Source organism: Streptomyces sp. NPDC048337 (assembly GCF_043201175.1).
Taxonomy (GTDB): Bacteria; Actinomycetota; Actinomycetes; order Streptomycetales; family Streptomycetaceae; genus Streptomyces.
On the sequence record NZ_JBICYR010000020.1, the window covers coordinates 31,462 to 50,609 of the forward strand.

Sequence of the window (19,148 nt, forward strand, 5' to 3'; positions counted from 1 at the left end):
TCAACCGCGTTCGAGGTCTCGGTCATTGCGTATCCGGCGTATCCGGGGCTGCGGCAGGCGCCTGCGCCGCCGCGTTGCCGGTGTCACCCGCGTGACGGGTACGCCGCCCGGATCGGCCCGTCCGCGAGGTGCCCCACACCAGCGTGCCGGTCAGCATCAGCAGGGTGAGCGGGTAGAAGACCGGGCGCAGCGGGATCAGGACCGGCAGCAGTGCAGCGGCGGTACTTGCGCCCAGGACGAGCAGGAAGGTGGGCACGCAACAGGCGAATCCGAGCAGGAACGCCGGGAGCACGCCCAGCAGCCGGGCGTAGCGGGTGCGTCGGCAGGAGGCGGCCTGCCGGGCGGCGTGGGCGGCCACGGCGATGTTGCAGCCGACAAGCGCCGCCACGACGGCGCCGAGCAGCAGGTTGACCGGGCTGAGGAAGATGGCGAGGTGGCTGGTGGGGTGCCAGGCGAGGACCGGCTCGAACAGATACGGTGCGCGGACCTCCAGCAGCTGTCCAGGAGTGGTCCGGAACACAGGTGCGCCGGTGAACCGGCCGGAGGCCGAAACGGCGAGGTCCCCGATGGAGAGCAGGTACACCAGCAGGGTGAGGCTCGCGGCGATGAGCGCCGTCCTTCGGTGTCGGCGTACAGCGAGGGCGGCACGCACCCGCCCGGGCGTGGTCTTGATCGCGACGGCGGTGGCGTCCCAGGCGTCACCCGTTCTGGCGAGTGCCGTCAGCAGCCTGCTCATGTCCGCACCTGTCCGTTGGGGTAGAACGCGTACCAGGCGAACCACATCGAGTCGAGGAAGTCCGCCGGCTCCCACCGCTCCCCTACCTGCTGCACGACGCGGGCGGTGCCGAGCTGGTCGTCCCAGCGGGCCTCCACCGGCGTGCCGCCCACCTCGGCGCGCACGGTCCGGTGCGTGCGGACGAGGTCCTTGTCGATGGCAAGGCGCTCCTTGCCGACGCGGACGCCAATGACGACGTCCTTGTCGGGGAGCCGGTCGCTGGTGCCCAGGACGGGGAAGATCGGCCGGCCCTTGGCGTAGTAGCCTCCGCGGTCCGGGAAGGAGTCGTACGAGCCGTACGGGTCGCTGCCGTACGAGCGCAGCGCGCCGGTGTCGGTGGACAACACGTCGGTGTCGGGGTGCGCGGTGCGCCATTGCTTCCACGTGGTCCACACCAGAGGCACGGTGTCCAGCTTCGTGCCCTTCAGCGGGCCGCTGACCGCCTGCCCGAGCAGCTGCGGCCACTCCGATCCCGTCTGCCGGTCGTACATCAGCAGGTTGGAGTTGACGAGCTTGCCGGTGGTGCCGAACGTCAGGTCCCGGACGCCGGGCGGGGCGGAGAAGGCGATGACCGTGCCGGTCAGCGGGCAGTACGTGACCGCGAGCGGCTCACCTCCGACGGTGTCGTTGACGATCTCGTGCCACACCAGCACCAGCTGCGGATAGGCCCTCACCTCACCTTGGTACTCCAGACCGAAGACCGGATCGTCCTCGTCGAGGAAGCCAGCCTTGCTCACAGGGACGAAGCGGGGCTTGTCGATGGAGGGGATGCCGTCCTTGCCGGGCCCGCCGGACACGGCGGAGCCGGCGAGCGCCTCCAGTGACGGGTCCTGGCCCGGCTGTACGGCCGTCACCGGGTCGGAGGGCCCGTCGGAGGCCAGTTTCCCGCCGAGGATCGCCCCGCCTGCAAGCACGAGGCTGATGGCGCAGACCACGGCCCCGCCCTTGAGGACCTGCCGCCGCGACGGGCGAGAAGGCTTCCGATCGTTCTGGCCGTCCACCTGGCTCACCTCCCGAAACCCCTCGGATTCGTACTGCCGATCGTGCCCCCGTATCGGGCGGCGCTTCGGTGAGCGCGCTTACAGTTCTCGCCCTCCTTGGCGGCCTACGGTCGGATCATGGTGCTGCGGATCGTGCTCGTCACGGTGTACACGGCGATGGCGATCGGCCAGCTCGCCTCCTTCGGGCACATGCCCGAGATTCTGGCCGCGTACGGGCTGGTGGACGGTGCCCCCGCGACCGCGCTGGCCGTGGCACTGATCGCGGGCGAGCTGGTGGCCGGCGTCTGGTTCCTGGCCCGCCCGCGGTCGAAGGCCCTGGCACCGGTGTGGGTGTACACGGGCGTGTCGGTGGTGTGGACGGTGCTGGCCGCGCAGGCGTATGCGCGGGGGCTGTCGGTGGACAACTGCGGCTGCTTCGGCATCTACCTCACGCAGCGGCTGAGTTGGTTCGTGCTGCTGCAGGACGCCCTGACCCTGTTCTACGCGGGCATCCTGATCCGCTCCGCCCGCCGGTCGCCCGCCCCGCTGCCCTCCGACGACGGGGAGGAGGCGAGAGGTGATGTCCGCATCCCGTGAGCGGTCCGGTGTCGGCGGCCTCGCGGCGGTCGTAGGTGCCGGGCTGCTGATGGTGGTGTGCTGCGCGGGTCCGCTGCTTGTGGCCGGTGGAGCACTCGGCGCCGTCGGAGGTGCCCTGGCCAACTGGTGGCTGATCACTGTCGGTGCGGTCGTGCTGCTCGTCGGCGCCGGCTACGCCCTGCGCTGCCGAGCGCGTCGCCGCCGGGGCGCTGGGCCGGAGGAGTGCTGCTCGACCGTCCCCGCCGGCCCCCAGCCACACGAAGAAGTCGATGCGGGCGGCGACGTCCGCTGAACCAATCCCCCATGGAAGAGGAGTTCTGCGATGACCCAGGCACCAGCGCCGAGGCGCAAGGCGGACCGGGACGAGGTGTTCGTGGAGTTCACCAAGTCGATCTGTCCGCTGTGCAAGACACCGGTCGACGCGCAGGTCAACATCCGCGCGGACAAGGTGTATCTGCGTAAACGCTGCCGTGAGCACGGCGAGTTCGAGGCGCTGGTGTACGGGGACGCGGAGGAGTATCTGTCCTCGGCGCGGTTCAACAAGCCCGGCACGATCCCCCTGACGTTCCAGACGGAGGTGAAGGATGGCTGCCCGTCGGACTGCGGGCTGTGTCCGGAGCACAAGCAGCACGCCTGCCTGGGCATCATCGAGGTCAACACCGGCTGCAACCTGGACTGCCCGATCTGCTTCGCCGACTCCGGCCACCAGAGCGACGGCTACTCCATCACCCATGAGCAGTGCGAGCGGATGCTCGACACCTTCGTGGAGAGCGAGGGTGAGGCGGAGGTGGTGATGTTCTCCGGCGGCGAGCCCACCATCCACAAGCACATCCTCGACTTCGTCGACCTCGCCCAGGCCCGCCCGATCCGCAACGTCAACCTCAACACCAACGGCATCCGCCTGGCCACCGACAAGAACTTCGTTGCCGAACTCGGCAAACGCAACCAGGTGGCAGGGAAGTCGGTGAACGTCTACCTCCAGTTCGACGGCTTCGACGAGCGCACCCATCTGGAGATCCGGGGCCGGGACCTGCGCACGTTCAAGCAGCGGGCGCTGGACAACTGCGCCGAGGCCGGGCTGACCGTCACCCTCGTCGCGGCCGTGGAGCGCGGCCTAAACGAGCACGAACTCGGGGCGATCATCGAGTTCGGCATCGACCATCCCGCCGTCCGCTCGGTGGCCTTCCAGCCCGTCACCCACTCCGGCCGGCACGTGGAGTTCGACCCGTTGGAGAGGCTCACCAACCCGGACGTTATCCGACTGATCAACGCACAACGGCCCGACTGGTTCCAGAAGGGCGACTTCTTCCCCGTACCGTGCTGCTTCCCCACCTGCCGCTCCATCACCTACCTCCTGGTGGACGGAGAACCGCGTAACCGCACCGTCGTGCCCATCCCGCGGCTGCTGAACGTGGAGGACTACCTCGACTACGTCACCAACCGCGTCATGCCCGACGCCGGCATCCGCGAGGCCCTGGAGAAACTGTGGTCGGCCTCCGCCTTCATGGGGACCGAGACGACCGAGGACAAGCTCCGCGCGACCGCCGAGGCCCTGGACTGCGCGGACGCCTGCGGCATCGACCTGCCCGAGACCGTCAAGCAGCTGAACGACAAGGCGTTCATGATCGTCGTACAGGACTTCCAGGACCCCTACACCCTCAACGTCAAGCAGCTGATGAAGTGCTGCGTCGAGGAGATCACCCCCGACGGACGCCTCATCCCCTTCTGCGCGTACAACTCCGTCGGCTACCGAGAACAGGTCCGCGAGCAGATGTCCGGTGTCCCCGTCGCCCCGGTCGCCCCGAACGCGCTACCCCTCGCGGGCCGGCTGACGACGACCCCGTACGGCTCGAAGACCACCCGCACCGGACGCGAGGAGCGTCGGCCGTGAGCCACGAGGAGCTCAAGTCCTGCTGCGCGGACGCCTATTCCAAGGACATCGTCGCGTTACTGCTCGGGGACTCCTACCACCCCGGCGGCACCGCCCTGACCCGCCGCCTCGCCGACCGGCTCGCGCTCACTCCCGGCGGGCGGGTCCTCGACGTCGCCTCGGGCCGCGGCACCACCGCGCTCCTGCTCGCCGACGCTTACGGGGTGCGTGCGGAAGGCGTCGACTACGCGCCCGCCAACACCGCCCTCGCCCAGGGAGCCGCCGAAGCCGCAGGGCTGGCCGACCGGGCCGTCTTCACCACCGGCGACGCCGAGCACCTGCCCTACGACAACGAGGTCTTCGACGCCGTGGTGTCCGAGTGCGCGCTGTGCACCTTTCCCGACAAGCCCAGGGCCGCAGCCGAAGTCGCCCGCGTCCTGAAACCCGGCGGACGCCTCGGCATCACCGACGTCACCGCCGACACCGACCGCCTCCCGCCCGAGCTGCGCGGGCTGACCGCCCGCATCGCCTGCATCGCCGACGCCCGTCCGCTCGACGACTACGCCGAGCTCCTCGCCGCTGCCGGGCTGCGCACCCTCACCACGGAACGCCACGACGAGGCGATGATCCGCATGATCGACCAGATCCAGGCCCGCCTGGATCTGCTGCGCATCACCGCCCCAGCCCGGCTCGCCGACGCCGGCGTCGACCTGACCGCGGCCCCGGCCGTCCTGGACGCTGCCCGCGCCGCCGTCACCGACGGCGTACTCGGCTACGCCCTGCTGGCCGCCGTGAAGTCATCACCCTGACGGCCCCGGCGATCTACCGCTGGGTACGTAAGCGCCCTCACATACCTGCATGTGCCCTGCGTCCTAGCGTCAGCGACAGGAACGGAAGTCACCGCAAGAGGAAGGACGATCACCATGGCCACCACCGTGCAGGCATCCCCGAAGACAGCCGCGATCCCGATGTACGCAGTCTGGGGTGCCGCGGCCGGGCTCGTCGGCGGCATCGGCATGGGCATCTGGATGTCGGTGTCCCGACCGATGATGGACACCGCCATGATCACCATGGTCGCCGGGCTCCTCGGCTCCACCAACGCCTTCGCCGGATGGCTGATCCACCTCGGGATCGCCACCTTCGCCGGCATCACCTTCGGCGTGGTACTGGGACAGTTCGCCCAGCGCCTCGCCCCCGCCATCGTCCTCGGCCTCGCCTACGGCGCGGTGTGGTGGACCGTCGGCGCCCTGTGGATCATGCCCGCCAACATGGGCATGCCCGTCTTCGAGTGGAACGACGTCACCGCCTCCAGCCTCGGCGCCCACCTCGTCTTCGGCCTCCTCGCCGGAGCTACGTTCGCGTCCATCGCCCTGGTCATGGGCAAGCACACCGGCCCGACCCGCTGATGAACCGCGAGGCTCCCGCGTCAACACCCGATCCCACCGCAACGCCGCCGGGCGCGGCGCCTGGCCGCATAGGCATCGACGGCGGAGCCGTGCCCTACTGTCTGGCCAGCAGCGCCGAGGCGCTGGCCAGCCCGGCGTGGGGCGCCGCACCCCCACCGTGGGCCCCGGGACGACGCGAGGAGACGCACCACATGAATCACACCGCATCGGACGACGACGCCGAGCGGACCTGGTGCCTGGCCGAGGTCGACATCTTCTGCGACCTGAACGAAGCAGAGATGGAAGCCATCGCCGCCGCGGCACCGATGAAGACCTACCACGCCGGAGAGATCCTCTACTCGCCCACCCAGCCCTCCGAGGTGCTGTTCATCCTCAAAAAGGGCCGGATCCGCGTCTTCAGGGTCTCCGCCGACGGCCGCGCGCTCACCACCGCGATCATCTCCCCGGGCACCATCTTCGGCGAGATGGTCCTGCTCGGACAGCACATGTACGACAACTACGCCGAAGCCCTCGACGACACCGTCGTCTGCGTCATGAGCCGCGCGGACGTCCACAAATTCCTACTCTCGGACGCCCGCATCGCCGCCCGCATCACCGCGATCCTCGGCCGCCGCCTCACCGACCTCGAACAGCGCCTCTCCGACAGCGTCTTCAAGACCGTCGCCCAGCGCATCGCCACCACGCTCACCACCCTCACCAGCGCCCAGCCCCCGGCCGGACCGCTGCGGCCCGTCGGACGCCACCCGCAGATCGCCCTCACCCACGAACAGCTCGCCGCCCTCGCCGGCACCTCCCGCGAGACCTGCACCAAGGTGCTGCGCGACTACGCCGACCACGGCCTGCTCCGACTGGCCCGCGGACGCATCACCGTCCTCGACCCCGAACGGCTCAAGGACGCCGCAGGCTGACGTCACCAAACCGTAAGAAGCGAGCCCCTGCCCGCCCGAGCTCCCAGCAACTACGTTCGCCACCAAGACCAACCCACAGGAGTCCTCCTTGCACGCCCGCACCCTCCTCCCGGCCACCCTGGCGGCCGCCCTCTTCACCCTCACCGCATGCGGATCCGGCGAAGGCTCCACGTCCGACAGCGGCGCGGGAGCTGCCGCCACCTCAGAGGCGTCATCCCCCGCTCAGCCGCCCGCCGCCTCGAACGACAGCGGCAGCGGGGCGGAGGCGGCGCAGGTGCCGAAGGCGCTGAACTTCGCCGCGACCACCGTGGACGGCAAGCCGTTCGACGCGAAGACCCTCGCGGGCAAGCCGACGGTGCTGTGGTTCTGGGCACCGTGGTGCCCCACGTGCAAGGGCCAGGCCGCCGAGACCGCCAAGGTCGCCGCCGCCAACGCTGGCAAGGTGAACGTCGTCGGCGTCGCCGGCCTCGACAAGAACGCCGCCATGCGCGACTTCGTCTCCGACACCGGCACCGGCTCCTTCCCCCACCTGTCCGACGAGAAGGGCGAGGTGTGGAAGCGGTTCGAGGTCACCCAGCAGAGCCACTACGTGATCCTCGACAAGACCGGCAAGACCGTCTACGAAGGCGTCCTGCCCGGCGGCAAGGGCCTCGCCGACAAGGTCGCCGGACTCACCGGCTGAGCAGGACCCGCCATGGCCGACCTCCCCCTCGCACTCGCGCTCGGCGCCGGCATGCTCGCCGCCGTCAACCCGTGCGGCTTCGCCCTGCTCCCCGCCTACCTGTCCCTGCTCGTCCTCGGCGAGGACACCTCCAGCCGCACCGTCGCCATCGGCCGGGCCCTGACCGCCACGACCGCCATGACCGCCGGGTTCGCCGCCCTCTTCGCCGTCTTCGGCCTCGCCATCCAGCCCGTCGCCGGACAGGTCCAGCAGCACCTGCCCTGGTTCACCATCGCCTTCGGCCTGCTCATCGCCGCCGTCGGCGCCTGGCTGCTCGCGGGCCGACAACTGCCCAGCATGGTGCCGAAACTCCGGCGGGCACCGAAGGTGACCCGCTCCCTGCCCTCGATGGCGCTGTTCGGCGCGGCGTACGCCACCGCCTCCCTCGGCTGCACCATCGCCCCCTTCCTCGCCATCGTCGTCTCCGCCTTCCGCAGCGGCTCCACCGCGGAAGGCATCACCCTGTTCACCGCCTACGCCGCCGGCATGGGACTGATCGTCGGCGCCGCCTCCCTGACTGTCGCCCTCACCCGCACCACCGCCGTCACCCGCCTGCGCCGCCTCGGCGCCATCGCCCCCCGCCTCGGCGGCGCCCTGCTCCTCCTCGTCGGCGCCTACGTCGCCTACTACGGCTGGTACGAAATCCGCGCACAGCACGATCCCGCGACAACCGACCCGATCATCGACACGGCAGGCATCGTCCAGCGCGCTCTTGCCGACACCCTGGACACCGCCGGACCGGCCGTGATCGCCGCCCTCCTCGCCCTTCTCCTCCTCGCGGCACTGCTGATCCGCCACCGCAGGTGCACTCGCCGGCATGCTCCTACGGACACCCTGGCCGTCCCCGAGCGCCCGGCCTGAGCCGAGACCGGTGCGGGCAGGCTCAGCGACGCCGCTCCTTGACGTGTCCGAGGCGGCGCGGCCAGAAGTCCGGTCGCGCCGCCTCGCGCAGGATAGGGATCCGATATCGGATTCGTCACCGTCCGCGGGCGCGGAGGTGCATCAGGGTGCGGGAGTTCCAGCGGGGCGCGGTGCGGCTGCACATCCTGCACCACGCAGCCGAGGAGGAGATGCACGGTGCGTGGATGACCGAGGAACTGGCCTCCCCCGGCTACCAGATCAGCCCCGGCACCCTCAACCCGGTGCTCCTACGCATGTCGGCACGCCTGGTCAGGAGCAGGTGAAGCCATCCCGAAGGCGCCTGTCAGCAAGCGGGGTGACGCGCCGCGTTCGCCGATCCGGATTGCGCAGAGGGGCATCACGGGGCGATGGGGTCGTTCCTCTTGTCCGGGTGTGCCGACAGGACGTAGCGGGTGGCGGAGAGGTTGGACAGGCCGAAGAGCTGCATCAGCCGGACGGGGTCGGCGCTGTGGCGTGCCTCATCGACGATTCGGTCCACGCGTAGCCGGCCGGCTGGCAGGCCGACTCGTTGGAAGAGCTGCTGGACCGTGCCGGCGCTGATGGGCGGGCCGGAGTCGTCGACGGCGGTGTTGCGGGTGACGAAGAGGTGGGGGTTGGAGTTGTCGGGCCAGCGCCGGAGGCGCTGGAGTTCCCATGCTGTGGCCAGGCGCAGGGTGAAGCTGTCAAGGTAGATGACGTGGTCCATGCGTCCCGTCCGGCGCAGGTGCAGGCGACCCTTGCTGTGGTCGAGGTCGGTTCGCCTGAGGTGGACGAGCTGCCCGGGGAGGAGGGCGTGGATGGCTACGAGGGCGACCATGAGGCGGTCGCGGGGGTCGTCGAGGCGGTCGAGGAGGCCGGCGATACGGTCAGAGGGCAGCGCGGTCGGCACGGATCTGTTGCTGGTGAGGGAGATGGTGCGGGCGGGATCGCGGAAGATGAGGCGTTCGCGCTTGAGGGCCCTGAAGAAGGAGCGCAGCGCGGTGTGCAGGCGTCGGGCCTGGTCGCCGCGCAGCGGGTCCAGGGCGTCCTCGATGTGCTTCTTGGTGATCTGGCGTGGGTCGGTGAGCCTGTCGGCGATCCATGCTTCGAGCGTGTCCACGATGGTGGCCACGTAGTTCTCGACGGTCTTGGGACTGCGGGCCCGGTTGGAGGTGCGGCCCTGGCCGAGGAGCACGTCGATGAAGGTGTGCACGGCGGCGGAGAAGGATGGGTGCGTGACGGCGGTGGCGTGATGCCGGGCGCGTGCGATGCACGGATCGCTGGGCGGTTGGGCGTCGAGCAGGCCGCGTAGGCGGAGGTAGTTGATGACTCGGGCGCCGTGGAGGTTCGGGTAGGCGGAGGCCAGGGCCCGGATGTCGCGCTCCTGGATGGGAACGTCGGCACCGAGATGGCCGGTCACGACGCGCAGGGTTCGGGTGCTGCCGTTGAAGGAGTCGGTGCTCCATCCGCGGCCGCGCATGTACGCGATGAAGTCGGCGACGAGGGCGGCCGCCGCAGGGGTGAGGGCGGGCGGCCTGGTGGTATCCAGACGGGTCCAGTCCCGTGGCGGGGCCGGGAAGAATTCCAGTTGGGCGGGGTCGAGGAGATGCTCGGACAGCCGCCGTGCGGACACGGCCCGGACGCGGGCGCGTCGGCGTTTGAGAGCGAGACGGCCTTGAAGCACCGCGGTGCCGGGCAGCAGTCGTCCGACGGCCAGCCCGGCAGCGTGGGGGCGGGCGAACCACAGCTGCTCGCCGTTCTTCATCGCGATCTCGGCGGTGTCGACCTCGGTTTCAGCGACGACGATCCGGCACATCCGGCACATCCCGCCACTGAGCATCAGCGTGCGGTGGCAGCGGTCGCACTCGGCCTCGCTGCCGCCGCGTTTGCGGATCTCGTGACACCAGCTGGTGCACGCCACGCACATGACCCGGCGGTCGTTGCCCCAGGCCAGACAGTGTGTGCACTGTCCTCGCAGCTCCGGGTCCTGCTGCCCGCCCTGGCGGATGGGCCCGGTTCCACGCGGCGGAACCACCCGGCATGGTGGGGGCGGTGCGAGGAGGCCGGCACGGTCCAGGGCCTGTCCGAGGATCGGGCCGTTGTAGAGGAGGTCCTTCAGGGCCTCGGTGGCGACCTGGTGCTGGTCGGGGTCGCGGGCAGCCAGTGCCAGGCGGGCGAAGCCTTCGAGCCGCCAGATCCACACGGTCCGGGCGCGTACCCGCCGCTCGTCCGCCAGCTGCCGCAGTTGCTCGGCGACAGCGTCGAACCCGGGGATGTTCCGGTCGCGGATGCGGGCCGCGTGGGTGCGGGCGAACTGGCGAGCCGGGGTCGGGAAGAGCCCCAACTGTCCGGGAACTTGAACAGCGCAGATCCGGGGATCGTCCTGGACCGGCTCGGGAATCCGGGCCCGTAGCCACGCGGGGATGGCCGCTCGCCGCCCGGATTTCGCCTGGGGCATCCGCACGGGCCTCGCCTCGGGCAGGGCGATCCCCTCGATGTCCAAGGTGAGCTGACGCGGCCGGCCTGGCGCGAGGGCTTCGTCGTGGAGCTCGCCCCAAGCCCAGGCGTCGTCTTCGCCGAGGCGGACAGCCAGCAGGCAGGGCGCGCATACGCCCGCACGCGTCACCGGAACGGTCCACGCGCAGCGCCGGCACGGAGCCTCGCTCCAGCCGTCCCTGCCCGACGACACGCGGATCATGGCCCACGCGCACCGAGGGCACATGGCCTTCCCGTTCACCGCTCCCCAGCTCGCGCACATCTCGCACGACCCGAGCTGCCCAAATCCCCTGGTCACCGGTCGGCCGGGTCAGTTCGGCGGCAGCGCACGCCGGGCTCCGCCGGTGCCCGGCCGGGGAATCGGGCGGGCGGGCCCGCTCTCGCCGACGGCGCGCTGCTCGGTCTCCGGGCGTCCCTCGGTCGCCGCGACCGGCTCGGCTTCCATCAGGTCCGCCACCGTGCACTGGAGGGCGGCGCAGATCTTGTCCAGGTCCTCCAGCCGGACGGTAACCGGCTTGTTCGACCAGAGCGCTGCCACCTTGCTCAGGGACGGGGTGAACCCCACCTCCCGGAAGGCCGCCTGCAGCTGGGTCGGGCGCCAGATGTCGCGCTTGGCCGCGGCCCAGCGCAGGTTCCACTTCAAGGGATCACGCCTCCGTGCTCAGCCGGCGAACCGCTCGCCGGGAAGACTCCAGGCTCGCCCGCTCCGGGTCGCCCTTCGCGGTCGCTAGATAGCCGACCGTGGTGGATGCCCAGACATGGCCGAGCAAGACCTGCACGTCCCACAACGGCATCCCCGCCTCATAGTTGTGGGTCGCGCAGGCGTGCCGCAGGAGATGCGGAAAGAGCTCGCGCACCGGCCCCCGCAGATGCTCCCGCGAGGCCATCTTCAGCGCGCGCCGGAACGTGTCGGGCACCACCGGCGGCGCCAGCAGTCCCTCCATGCCGGCCAGCGACTTCGCCAGACGCTCGGAGGGGAACAGCGGCGCCCGAGGATCGGAGGGGTCATCGGGAAACTCGCCCCGCACCTCCTCGACGTACCACCACAACAGCGCACGGCCCTCTTCGAAGAGGAAGGCTTCGCGGTCCCGGGGGCCTGAACCACCGGCGCCCTTGCCGTGGACCAGGAACCGGCCCCACTGCCCGTTCTCCCAGTGCACATCCCCGAGCTGCACCGCGCAGAGCTCCGCCGCCCGGACCCCGGAGATGTACGTCAGCTTCGACATCACGTAGTTCCGGACCGCAACCGGGTACTTCCGGGCCCGCGGCAGCGCCTCCCGCCACGCAGCGAAGAACTCCTTCGTCGCCCGGGCCGACGGCGGGATCCGCAGCCCGAAGTCCCCGCGGTGGACCGGTCGGTTGAACGCGTCAACGGGTGACTCGACCACCGCGCCGAACCGGCGGTGGATCTCGCCGGCGTACCGCTGCTCCAAGAAAGCGTAGTAGAGATCGATCCGGTTGATCTTCGACCGGACCGTCGTGTGCCGCGGCCGCTTGCCCGGGCCCGCGAAGTACTTGTCCAGCTGCCGCGAGCTCAGGTGCCACGGCATGACGTCGTAGTACGAGCAGATTTCCAGCACGGGCTGGACCAGCGCCTCCAGCGTCCGGGGTGACAACCCCGCAACGTCCCGGGCCCACACGTACTCAGCGAGCGAGTCCTGGAAGAGCGCCCGCTCGGCCTCCGCGGACGCGGTTGCCGCAGTCTGCCGCTGAAGCGTCAGCACGTCAGCCAGGCCCGGCTCCGGCTCCCCCTGCCCGCCAGGCCGGTCCTTCACAGCTACGTCGCCACCCGTGATGAGGGAGAAGCGGCGAGTCCCGGAATCCGTCACAAGCGAGCAAATTACAGTGAGAACTCCTGGAATCCGCGAGGAATCGTCAGATCCCCACACGATCGAGTGAAGCGCCTACCCGCGGCTCCGACCTGCATGAACAGCCACAACTCCCGCACGGAGCGCCGAAACGAACCCGTCGGCGCTCCAGCTTCAACGCGAACAGCTGGCCTTCGCCGACCAGGTGCCGCGGCATCGGCAGGACGTCTTCGACGACCTCCTCGGCGAGGATCGGCGAGCCGGCGGCGATGCGGCCGACGAGCGGGACCTGGACGGCCTCCGGCGCCATGCCGGCCGGGCTGTCGGGGAGGTCGGCGGGCTGGCCGCTGCGGACGCGGTAGGCGCGGGGACGGTGCGGGTCCCGGTAGAGGAAGCCCTTGCGCTCCAGGGCCATCAGCTGGTGCGCGACGGAGGAGGTACTGCGCAGGTGGACGCCTTCGCCGATCTCCCGCATCGAGGGCGGGTAGCCCTTGCGGGCGACGGTTTGCTCGATGAAGGCGACGATGGCGGCCTGGCGGGTGGTGAGCCCGTCCGGGCCCGGGCGGGTGACACCGGGCGGGCGCCCAGGGCGGGCTTCGGATTCGATGACGTGCATGTGGTGCTCCCCCCTGAAGGGATCTTGCGTGCAGGGACAGTAACCCGCATACCACCCGGGACGGAACATATTTTCGATAACAGGGCGTGCCGGTGTTGCAGCGGGTGGTGAGGGGGGTCAGACGACGGCGGCCGTCATCGGCCCCGCGCGGCTTGCAGCGGGGAGGCGCACCGCTCATGATCCGCATGTGCCGTTTCACGTCAGGCTTCGCTTCGGGCCGCCGTCCTCCCCCGCCGTCACCGGCACCTGGGACAGCAAGGCGACCGCCGAGCGGAAGTTCCGGGGATTCATCGGCCGCTACGGCAGCCGGGCCGACGTGCGTATCGAGCTGGTCGAGGACGGGCCTCAGGGCGAGCACGCCGTGCGGTCCTGGACACGGGAACGCGGCGAGGTGGAAGGGCCCTGACGGCGGCCCCGGTGAGGGCTTTACTGTCCCGCCGGAGGGGTCGGCAGCTCGGGGGCCGGGCCGGCGTTGCCGGTGGGGGTGATGGGTTGCAGGGTGGGAAGACGCTCCGGTGGACCTGCGGTGAAGGGTGGTGCGGGCGATGGCCAGACCGGTGTGGACGGGGGTTTTGGGGTTCGGGCTTGTCAGCCTGCCGGTGGGCCTCTACACGGCAACGGACAGCCACACGATCCGCTTCCACCAGCTCCAGCGCGGGACGGCGGACCGGATCAGGAACCGGCGTGTGAACGAGCGCACCGGCGACGAGGTGGACCTGGCCGACATCGTGAAGGGGTTCGACACCGGAGGCGAGTATGTGATCGTCGAGCCTCAGGAGCTCGACGAGATCGCTCCCGGCCGGTCCCGGTCGATCGACGTCGCCGGCTTCGTCGACCTGGACACCGTCGACCCGGTCTTCTTCGACAAGACGTACTTCCTCGGGCCCCGGGGAGCCCTGTACGGGAAGGTCTACGCCCTGCTGGAGCGCGCCCTGGCCGAGTCGAACAAGGCCGGCATCGCCACCTTCGTGATGCACGGGCGGGAGTACCTGGTCGCCCTGAAGGCGGAGGAGGCGGAGGGCCTGTTGACCCTCCACACGTTGCACTGGGCGGACGAGCTGCGCGATCCGCACGCCGAGGTGCCCGACCTGCCGGGGAAGGTGGAGGCGACGGCGGCGGAGGTGAAGATGGCCATGCAGCTGATCGACGCCCTGGCTATGGAGTGGGAGCCGGAGGCCTTCCACGACTCCTTCCGCGAGAAGGTCGAGGCCCTGGTGAAGGCGAAGGCGGCCGGGGAGACGGTGGAGAAGGCCGAACCGGCGGCGGAGCCGACCGGTGCCGTCGACCTCATGGAGGCCCTGCGCGCCAGCGTCGAGCGGGCCAGAAGCCCCAAGGACACCGGCGACAAGGCCACCTCGCCCGGCTCCCGGGCGGCGGGCGGGAAGAAGGCGCCGGCCGCGAAGAAGCGGGCAAGCTCCGGATCGGCGGCCAAGGGCCGGGAGCTGATGGCGCTGACGAAGGCGGAGCTGTACGAGAAGGCGGCCGCGGCCGGCATCCCGGGCCGCTCGTCCATGAACCACGACCAGCTCGCGCACGCACTCTCCCACCCAGGCCGCAGGAAATGACCGACGGGATTCGATTCGAGGCTCCTGCCTGAGGTAGCCGGTGACGGCGATCGGCGCCGTCACCGGCTCTACACGCGCGTCACCCGCGTCAGCACGCTTCTTTCCCGGCATCGCCTCGTTGTCCTGGGCATTCGACCCTCGGAGGCGCACCCATGCTCAGGACACTCCCCGCCGTGCGTCTTTCGGCGGTGCTGGTGGCGGCCACCATCACGGCGGCCACTGCCGGGGGCGGCCCCGCGTACGCGGTGGAGCGCTGCAAGGTGTCGTCCAAGACCATCGACAACCCCGCCTACAGCGGCCCCTGGCCCGACAACTGGGACTTCACCGTGAAGGCGTGCGTAACCACATCCGGGGCGAACATCCGGCACTGGGCGACGATCTCCTGGGACCTGCCCGAATCCTCCAGCCGCGCGGGTTCCATCTTCAACGCCACCGGTACGAACGCCGAGGTGACCGCGATGATCGAGGGGGGCGGTGTGGCCGTGACGAGGCGCACCGATCTGGCCCAGCGCCTGAACAAGGCGAAGGACGGGTCCATCACTCCCGCGTCCTACTCCTCGCACTGGCCAAGCCGCGAGCGCCTCTTCACCGACGTGATCGTGTTCCTTGACTGGAAGGGCGACGGGAAGGGACCCCAGAAGCTGCACTTCGCGCCCTCCCCCTCCCTCCCCGGCTCGGCCAGTTGAGGCCTGCCGGCCGGGCGGTCCATGCCTCACGCCCGGCAGACGGCCGTCCCGGCTGACCTCATGATCCCAGCGGGCCGGCCGAGTGGGGTCAGGCCACCTTCACGCGCAGGACGTCCGGCTCCCCCGTGCTGATGGCCTGGGCCTGCTCGCGCAGATCGGCGTCCGTGAAGCCGAGCAGCGCGTCGTCGGCGGCGCGGCGCAGCAGCGGAAGGATCTCGGCGACGGGCCGGCCGCGGCGCGTTTCGGCGAGTTCGGCGAAGGCCCGCTGGTAGGGCGCTCCGTACGTGCTCGCGCTGTCGGCCAGCAGCCGGTCAAGGTGCTGCCGCTCGATGCTGATCTCGCCCATGGCCCGCTCCTTCGGTCCTCCGGGGCCCGTCCGGTCCGGGCCCTCGCCATCGACGCTACGAGGCTGGTCTGACATCGACCCCCGCCCCGGCACCGGGCACGTTCCGGCTGATGAGGTCCTGGAGAAGCTCGCGGGTGGGCGGCGGCATCAGCCCCTCGGTGGCGAGAAGGTGCCACTGGCAGCCGGGCAGGAGGCGGTCGAGCCGCCGGTACTCCCCGAGCTGGTAGACCAGCATCAAGGTGTCGAGGGCGTGCTGGTTGGGTGGCCACTCGCGCTCCTTCAGCGTGCTGAGCACGGCCAGTCCGGCCATCGCGTAGCGGCCGTTCATCCACTCGCCGGCCGCTTCGCCCAGCTGCCCGGCGGCGAGTTCCTCCTCGACCCGGCCGCAGAGGTCCAGGGCCCACTGCCGTACGCCCTCGGCGGTCTTCCAGGCCCGCGCGAGGTCCTGAAGGGGAGCTGTGGCGGCCAGGTCGCGCAGATGATCGCGGGCATCCCGCACGGGAGCGAGGGCCAGCTGGTTGTCGTCGGTGAGGACCGCGTCGGCGAACTCGGGAACGTCCTTGCGGGTGGTCTCGACGAGGGACGCGATCGGGTTGGCCACCGCGGTGGGGTTCATCGCCCGGAGCAGGTCCCCGATGTCCTCCAGGGACATCGTCCCGTTGATGGCGGCGGCGGCCGCGGCCAGCGCGGCGTCCTTGGGTGTGGCGGTGGGCGTGCCGGGGTTCGCGTCGAGGGCAGTGAGCTCGGCCGGGGGCCAGGTGTGTCCGGCGGCGCGGACGAGGCGGGCGATGCCTTCGTCGATCCGCCGGGCCCGGGCCGGGACCAGGGTGACGGTCGAGCCAGCGTCCGCGATGTGGTCGGCGAGGGCGTCGAGCCGCTGCTCCGGGTCGGTGTCCGGTTCGTCGTCGCCGGGGACGGTGAGGGTGTCCACGGCCGCAGTGAAGGCGGCCCGTACCGTCTGCTCCGGTACCGGGAGCCCCTCGCCGAACAGGAGCAGTGCCACGTCGTGGGGACGCTTACCCCGGCCGCCGTGGCGGGCGAGGCCGAGGACCAGGGCGAAGCTCTCCGGCGCCGGCCTGGAGGTGCTGCCCTTGCCGCGACCCAGGCCTCCGCCGGAGATGTTGCCCGGCAGCAGCCGACGGCTCCTCCAGACCTCCAGCCTCTTCGCGGTCACGGTGAACCCGTGCCGGAACGCGTGGTCGATCAGCAGCTGATCCGCCGGGCTCGGGGTGTCAGTGGACATGCACGGGAAGGTACCGGCGCCACTCGCGGCCCTGGCCGGGCTGTCACCTCATCCGGTGACTGCCCGTGAAACGGCAGCCGGATGCCAACGCCATGACGTAGTGGTGGCGCCCTTCCTTTAGAGCCCCCTACCTCCGCCGGGTCACCGCGCGGTCCTCCCGCTCAAATGGCGTCAAGGAGACCACACGGCACCCCGCAGTTGATCCCACGCCTGCCGACGGCTGCTCAACAAGGGCCGCTTCGAGGGGGGGTTGCGGAGCTAACTACCCACTCCCGCACTGTGCCGCCCTGGACGCGACGTCAGCGGCGCGGCCTCTTCATGCTCCGCCTGTCATCACCAAGAGAAGGACACCAACATGCTCACCGACGTGCTCACCGGCTGGACCGCGGAGACCCTGGGCGGCCTCACGCTGCTGGCGGGGGCCGCAGCCTGGGGCTGGCTCCGTCGGCGCCGGACCCCGGCCGCCCCTGAAGAGACCCCGGCCACCGGGACCGCGCGGCAGGTCCGCACCTACACGCTGCTCGGGGCCCGGGCCGCCGACGGCCAGCCGGTCCACTGGCCCAGCAGCCGCCCCGCCGGCGTCCGGGTCACCTGGACCGGCCCGGCGGGGATGCGGGAGCAGTTCGAACTGACCGACGCGGTGCTGCCGGACGGCACCTACGCGGCGGAGCGCGTATCGGTGTACCCGGAGCGCGGGGACCTGTGACCGCAGTGCACGCGATCGGCAGCCGGACCGACCACACCCCTGCCAGGTGATGGTCGTGGAGTTGACCGCCGCACCCCCTTATGTAGGAATTCCTACGGGTGTAGGATTTCCTACATCGAAGCATCTTACGGAGGATTCATGACCATGCGGATCACATTCGACCTTCCCGCGGCTTCCGGCGGGTCCCAGACCGTCGACCTTCCCGACGACGTCGTCCTCGCCGTGTACGACGGCCTCACGAACAGCCCGGACGTCACCGACCCCAAGGCCAAGGACTTCGACGAGCTCCTCGCCTCCACTAGCCTGCTGAGTCGGCTCATCACCCACCTGACGCTGTCCCGCGAGTGTCACATCGCGGCGGCCGACGCCACCAGCCCGCACGCCAACCGCCGGGCCATCGGCATCGCCGCCGCGATGCAGCCCTCGCAGCTCGGTGTCGTGCTGGAGCGCAACGGCCGACCCCGCAACCGCAAGGCCTGACCGCAGACTCCAGCCCCGCCCCCTCGAAGTCCTCACAGCCCGGAAGGAAGTCCCGTGGAACTCCACGTCATCGAGCGGCCCGCCAACGCCTTTCAGCAGGGCCTCACCGGCCGCCAGATCCAGGCGGTCGCCGAGCGCGCCTTCGGGCCCGGCGCCGAGGTCCGTTCCGCGACGGAGCTGGGCGGCGGCATGTACAACACCACCTACCGCATCGACCTGGCCGGCCGCGCGGAGCCGGTCGTCCTGCGGGTAGCGCCCGAACCGGCCCGCCAGTTCCACTCCGAGCGGGAGCTGATGCGCGCGGAGTACGCGTCGGTGCCGTGGCTCGCGCCGATCGCCGACCTGATGCCGCACGTCCTGGCGTCCGACTTCACCCAGACCGTCATCGGCCGGGACTGGATGATCCAGTCCTTCCTGCCCGGTACCCCGGCGCCGGAACTCCTCGGCGCGTACCCGAAGGAGACCCACACGGCGTTCTTCCGGCAGATGGGGGAGATCACCGCATCGGTGCACGCGGTCGCCGGGCCCTGGTTCGGCCCGGTGGGCGGCCCCGGCCACGCGCGGTGGAGCGAGGCCATCGTCGCGTCACTGCATCTGATCGCCAAGGACGTCGAGAGCTCCGGCCTGGACGCGGCCGACTTGCACAAGGCCGCCGACGCCGCCCAGGCCGGCGCGCACATCCTCGACGAGGTGACGGTGCCGCGGCTGCTGACCGGGGACCTGTGGACGGTGAACACGATGCTCGCACCCGCCCCCGTACCGACGATCTGCGGTGTCCTGGACATGGACCGCACCTGGTGGGGGGACCCGGAGGCGGACTGGACGATGCGGATGGCCCGCGCGAAGCAGGACGCCCGCACCGCGTTCTTCGACTCCTACGGCCGCGCGGAGGAGACCGAGAACAGCGGGTGGCGGCGGCATGTGTACGAGGTGCGCCACCTCGGCGCGCTGCGCCTGGAGCGTCACCGCCTCGGCAACGAGACCGGAGTCGAGGACTCATACCGCTCGGTGGCCGAGGAACTCGCCGCGCTGATCTGACCTCGGGCACACCGAAGGGGCGCCACCC

At 70.7% G+C, this 19,148-nt stretch carries 21 protein-coding genes and 2 pseudogenes; 15 read left to right on the forward strand and 8 right to left on the reverse strand.

Going from position 1 to position 19,148, the window contains the following annotated elements; genetic code table 11:
* Nucleotides 1-22: 22 nt before the first annotated feature.
* The gene (locus ACGFYU_RS27715) at nucleotides 23-736 is read right to left on the reverse strand and encodes a hypothetical protein (RefSeq protein ID WP_393830020.1); all 714 of its coding nucleotides are present in this window, start codon (nucleotides 734-736) and stop codon (nucleotides 23-25) included.
* Nucleotides 733-1,776 carry a DUF3179 domain-containing protein gene (locus ACGFYU_RS27720; RefSeq protein WP_393830021.1) on the reverse strand — a complete coding sequence of 348 codons (1,044 nt, stop codon included), beginning with the start codon at nucleotides 1,774-1,776 and terminating at the stop codon, nucleotides 733-735. The genes ACGFYU_RS27715 and ACGFYU_RS27720 overlap by 4 nt, the downstream gene beginning before the upstream one ends.
* Nucleotides 1,777-1,893: 117 nt before the next feature.
* On the opposite strand from ACGFYU_RS27720, the gene ACGFYU_RS27725 reads away from it, so the two are divergent.
* From ACGFYU_RS27725 to ACGFYU_RS27765, 9 genes and pseudogenes are all read left to right on the forward strand, one after another.
* Nucleotides 1,894-2,352: a MauE/DoxX family redox-associated membrane protein gene (locus ACGFYU_RS27725; RefSeq protein WP_393830022.1), complete on the forward strand. Its 459-nt coding sequence runs from the start codon at nucleotides 1,894-1,896 to the stop codon at nucleotides 2,350-2,352.
* On the forward strand, nucleotides 2,336-2,644 hold the full coding sequence (locus tag ACGFYU_RS27730) for a hypothetical protein (protein ID WP_393830023.1): 309 nt from the start codon (nucleotides 2,336-2,338) through the stop codon (nucleotides 2,642-2,644). The genes ACGFYU_RS27725 and ACGFYU_RS27730 overlap by 17 nt, the downstream gene beginning before the upstream one ends.
* A gap of 30 nt (nucleotides 2,645-2,674) precedes the next feature.
* A complete protein-coding gene (locus tag ACGFYU_RS27735; protein ID WP_393830024.1) occupies nucleotides 2,675-4,243 on the forward strand; it encodes a radical SAM protein in 1,569 nt (522 codons plus the stop codon).
* Nucleotides 4,240-5,031 (forward strand): class I SAM-dependent methyltransferase, encoded by a 792-nt coding sequence (locus ACGFYU_RS27740; protein ID WP_393830025.1) that lies wholly within the window; start codon nucleotides 4,240-4,242, stop codon nucleotides 5,029-5,031. Before ACGFYU_RS27735 ends, ACGFYU_RS27740 begins: the two co-directional genes overlap by 4 nt.
* 114 nt (nucleotides 5,032-5,145) lie before the next feature.
* On the forward strand, nucleotides 5,146-5,628 hold the full coding sequence (locus ACGFYU_RS27745) for a hypothetical protein (RefSeq protein WP_393830026.1): 483 nt from the start codon (nucleotides 5,146-5,148) through the stop codon (nucleotides 5,626-5,628).
* Between the two features lie 191 nt (nucleotides 5,629-5,819).
* The gene (locus tag ACGFYU_RS27750; RefSeq protein ID WP_393830027.1) at nucleotides 5,820-6,536 is read left to right on the forward strand and encodes a Crp/Fnr family transcriptional regulator; all 717 of its coding nucleotides are present in this window, start codon (nucleotides 5,820-5,822) and stop codon (nucleotides 6,534-6,536) included.
* Between the two features lie 88 nt (nucleotides 6,537-6,624).
* The gene (locus ACGFYU_RS27755) at nucleotides 6,625-7,218 is read left to right on the forward strand and encodes a redoxin family protein (protein ID WP_393830028.1); all 594 of its coding nucleotides are present in this window, start codon (nucleotides 6,625-6,627) and stop codon (nucleotides 7,216-7,218) included.
* A gap of 12 nt (nucleotides 7,219-7,230) precedes the next feature.
* Nucleotides 7,231-8,118: a cytochrome c biogenesis CcdA family protein gene (locus ACGFYU_RS27760; RefSeq protein ID WP_393830029.1), complete on the forward strand. Its 888-nt coding sequence runs from the start codon at nucleotides 7,231-7,233 to the stop codon at nucleotides 8,116-8,118.
* 146 nt (nucleotides 8,119-8,264) lie between these two features.
* Nucleotides 8,265-8,414 (forward strand): annotated as a pseudogene (locus ACGFYU_RS27765) (PadR family transcriptional regulator); the annotation flags it as partial.
* A gap of 101 nt (nucleotides 8,415-8,515) precedes the next feature.
* Here the strand turns inward: ACGFYU_RS27765 and xerC are convergent.
* From xerC to lexA, 4 genes and pseudogenes are all read right to left on the reverse strand, one after another.
* Entirely contained in the window at nucleotides 8,516-10,762 is a 2,247-nt protein-coding gene (gene xerC, locus ACGFYU_RS27770; RefSeq protein WP_393830030.1) for a tyrosine recombinase XerC, read from the reverse strand.
* A gap of 180 nt (nucleotides 10,763-10,942) precedes the next feature.
* Nucleotides 10,943-11,275, reverse strand: a complete 333-nt coding sequence (locus ACGFYU_RS27775; RefSeq protein ID WP_393830031.1) for a helix-turn-helix domain-containing protein — start codon at nucleotides 11,273-11,275, stop codon at nucleotides 10,943-10,945.
* Nucleotides 11,276-11,279: 4 nt separating this feature from the next.
* A complete protein-coding gene (locus tag ACGFYU_RS27780; protein WP_393830032.1) occupies nucleotides 11,280-12,272 on the reverse strand; it encodes a tyrosine-type recombinase/integrase in 993 nt (330 codons plus the stop codon).
* Between the two features lie 271 nt (nucleotides 12,273-12,543).
* A pseudogene (gene lexA / locus ACGFYU_RS27785) lies at nucleotides 12,544-13,056 on the reverse strand (transcriptional repressor LexA); the annotation flags it as partial.
* Between the two features lie 187 nt (nucleotides 13,057-13,243).
* On the opposite strand from lexA, the gene ACGFYU_RS27790 reads away from it, so the two are divergent.
* The 3 genes from ACGFYU_RS27790 to ACGFYU_RS27800 all read left to right on the forward strand — a co-directional run bounded on the left by ACGFYU_RS27790 (nucleotide 13,244) and on the right by ACGFYU_RS27800 (nucleotide 15,307).
* The gene (locus ACGFYU_RS27790; protein ID WP_393830033.1) at nucleotides 13,244-13,462 is read left to right on the forward strand and encodes a hypothetical protein; all 219 of its coding nucleotides are present in this window, start codon (nucleotides 13,244-13,246) and stop codon (nucleotides 13,460-13,462) included.
* A gap of 139 nt (nucleotides 13,463-13,601) precedes the next feature.
* Entirely contained in the window at nucleotides 13,602-14,621 is a 1,020-nt protein-coding gene (locus ACGFYU_RS27795) for a Ku protein (protein WP_393830034.1), read from the forward strand.
* Between the two features lie 173 nt (nucleotides 14,622-14,794).
* Nucleotides 14,795-15,307, forward strand: a complete 513-nt coding sequence (locus tag ACGFYU_RS27800) for a hypothetical protein (protein ID WP_393830035.1) — start codon at nucleotides 14,795-14,797, stop codon at nucleotides 15,305-15,307.
* Between the two features lie 88 nt (nucleotides 15,308-15,395).
* Here ACGFYU_RS27800 and ACGFYU_RS27805 read toward each other — a convergent pair whose 3' ends face one another.
* Together ACGFYU_RS27805 and ACGFYU_RS27810 are read right to left on the reverse strand one after the other, a co-directional pair.
* Nucleotides 15,396-15,653 carry a hypothetical protein gene (locus ACGFYU_RS27805; protein WP_393830036.1) on the reverse strand — a complete coding sequence of 86 codons (258 nt, stop codon included), beginning with the start codon at nucleotides 15,651-15,653 and terminating at the stop codon, nucleotides 15,396-15,398.
* Between the two features lie 55 nt (nucleotides 15,654-15,708).
* Nucleotides 15,709-16,896, reverse strand: a complete 1,188-nt coding sequence (locus ACGFYU_RS27810; protein WP_393830037.1) for a hypothetical protein — start codon at nucleotides 16,894-16,896, stop codon at nucleotides 15,709-15,711.
* A gap of 355 nt (nucleotides 16,897-17,251) precedes the next feature.
* Between ACGFYU_RS27810 and ACGFYU_RS27815 the strand changes: the two genes are divergently transcribed.
* From ACGFYU_RS27815 to ACGFYU_RS27825, 3 genes are all read left to right on the forward strand, one after another.
* On the forward strand, nucleotides 17,252-17,602 hold the full coding sequence (locus ACGFYU_RS27815) for a hypothetical protein (RefSeq protein ID WP_393830038.1): 351 nt from the start codon (nucleotides 17,252-17,254) through the stop codon (nucleotides 17,600-17,602).
* Nucleotides 17,603-17,746: 144 nt separating this feature from the next.
* On the forward strand, nucleotides 17,747-18,082 hold the full coding sequence (locus tag ACGFYU_RS27820) for a hypothetical protein (RefSeq protein ID WP_393830039.1): 336 nt from the start codon (nucleotides 17,747-17,749) through the stop codon (nucleotides 18,080-18,082).
* Between the two features lie 54 nt (nucleotides 18,083-18,136).
* Nucleotides 18,137-19,120, forward strand: coding sequence for a phosphotransferase family protein (locus tag ACGFYU_RS27825; protein WP_393830040.1), 984 nt, complete (start codon nucleotides 18,137-18,139; stop codon nucleotides 19,118-19,120).
* Nucleotides 19,121-19,148: the final 28 nt, after the last annotated feature.

Excerpts from the sequence above, each read along its gene's own strand:
- ACGFYU_RS27715 (WP_393830020.1), bottom strand. The coding sequence starts at position 736 with ATGAGCAGGCTGCTGACGGCACTCGCCAGAACGGGTGACGCCTGGGAC.
- ACGFYU_RS27725 (WP_393830022.1), top strand. The coding sequence starts at position 1,894 with ATGGTGCTGCGGATCGTGCTCGTCACGGTGTACACGGCGATGGCGATC.
- ACGFYU_RS27730 (WP_393830023.1), top strand. The coding sequence starts at position 2,336 with ATGTCCGCATCCCGTGAGCGGTCCGGTGTCGGCGGCCTCGCGGCGGTC.
- ACGFYU_RS27735 (WP_393830024.1), top strand. The coding sequence starts at position 2,675 with ATGACCCAGGCACCAGCGCCGAGGCGCAAGGCGGACCGGGACGAGGTG.
- ACGFYU_RS27745 (WP_393830026.1), top strand. The coding sequence starts at position 5,146 with ATGGCCACCACCGTGCAGGCATCCCCGAAGACAGCCGCGATCCCGATG.
- ACGFYU_RS27750 (WP_393830027.1), top strand. The coding sequence starts at position 5,820 with ATGAATCACACCGCATCGGACGACGACGCCGAGCGGACCTGGTGCCTG.
- ACGFYU_RS27760 (WP_393830029.1), top strand. The coding sequence starts at position 7,231 with ATGGCCGACCTCCCCCTCGCACTCGCGCTCGGCGCCGGCATGCTCGCC.
- ACGFYU_RS27795 (WP_393830034.1), top strand. The coding sequence starts at position 13,602 with ATGGCCAGACCGGTGTGGACGGGGGTTTTGGGGTTCGGGCTTGTCAGC.
- ACGFYU_RS27805 (WP_393830036.1), bottom strand. The coding sequence starts at position 15,653 with ATGGGCGAGATCAGCATCGAGCGGCAGCACCTTGACCGGCTGCTGGCC.
- ACGFYU_RS27810 (WP_393830037.1), bottom strand. The coding sequence starts at position 16,896 with ATGTCCACTGACACCCCGAGCCCGGCGGATCAGCTGCTGATCGACCAC.
- ACGFYU_RS27815 (WP_393830038.1), top strand. The coding sequence starts at position 17,252 with ATGCTCACCGACGTGCTCACCGGCTGGACCGCGGAGACCCTGGGCGGC.
- ACGFYU_RS27820 (WP_393830039.1), top strand. The coding sequence starts at position 17,747 with ATGCGGATCACATTCGACCTTCCCGCGGCTTCCGGCGGGTCCCAGACC.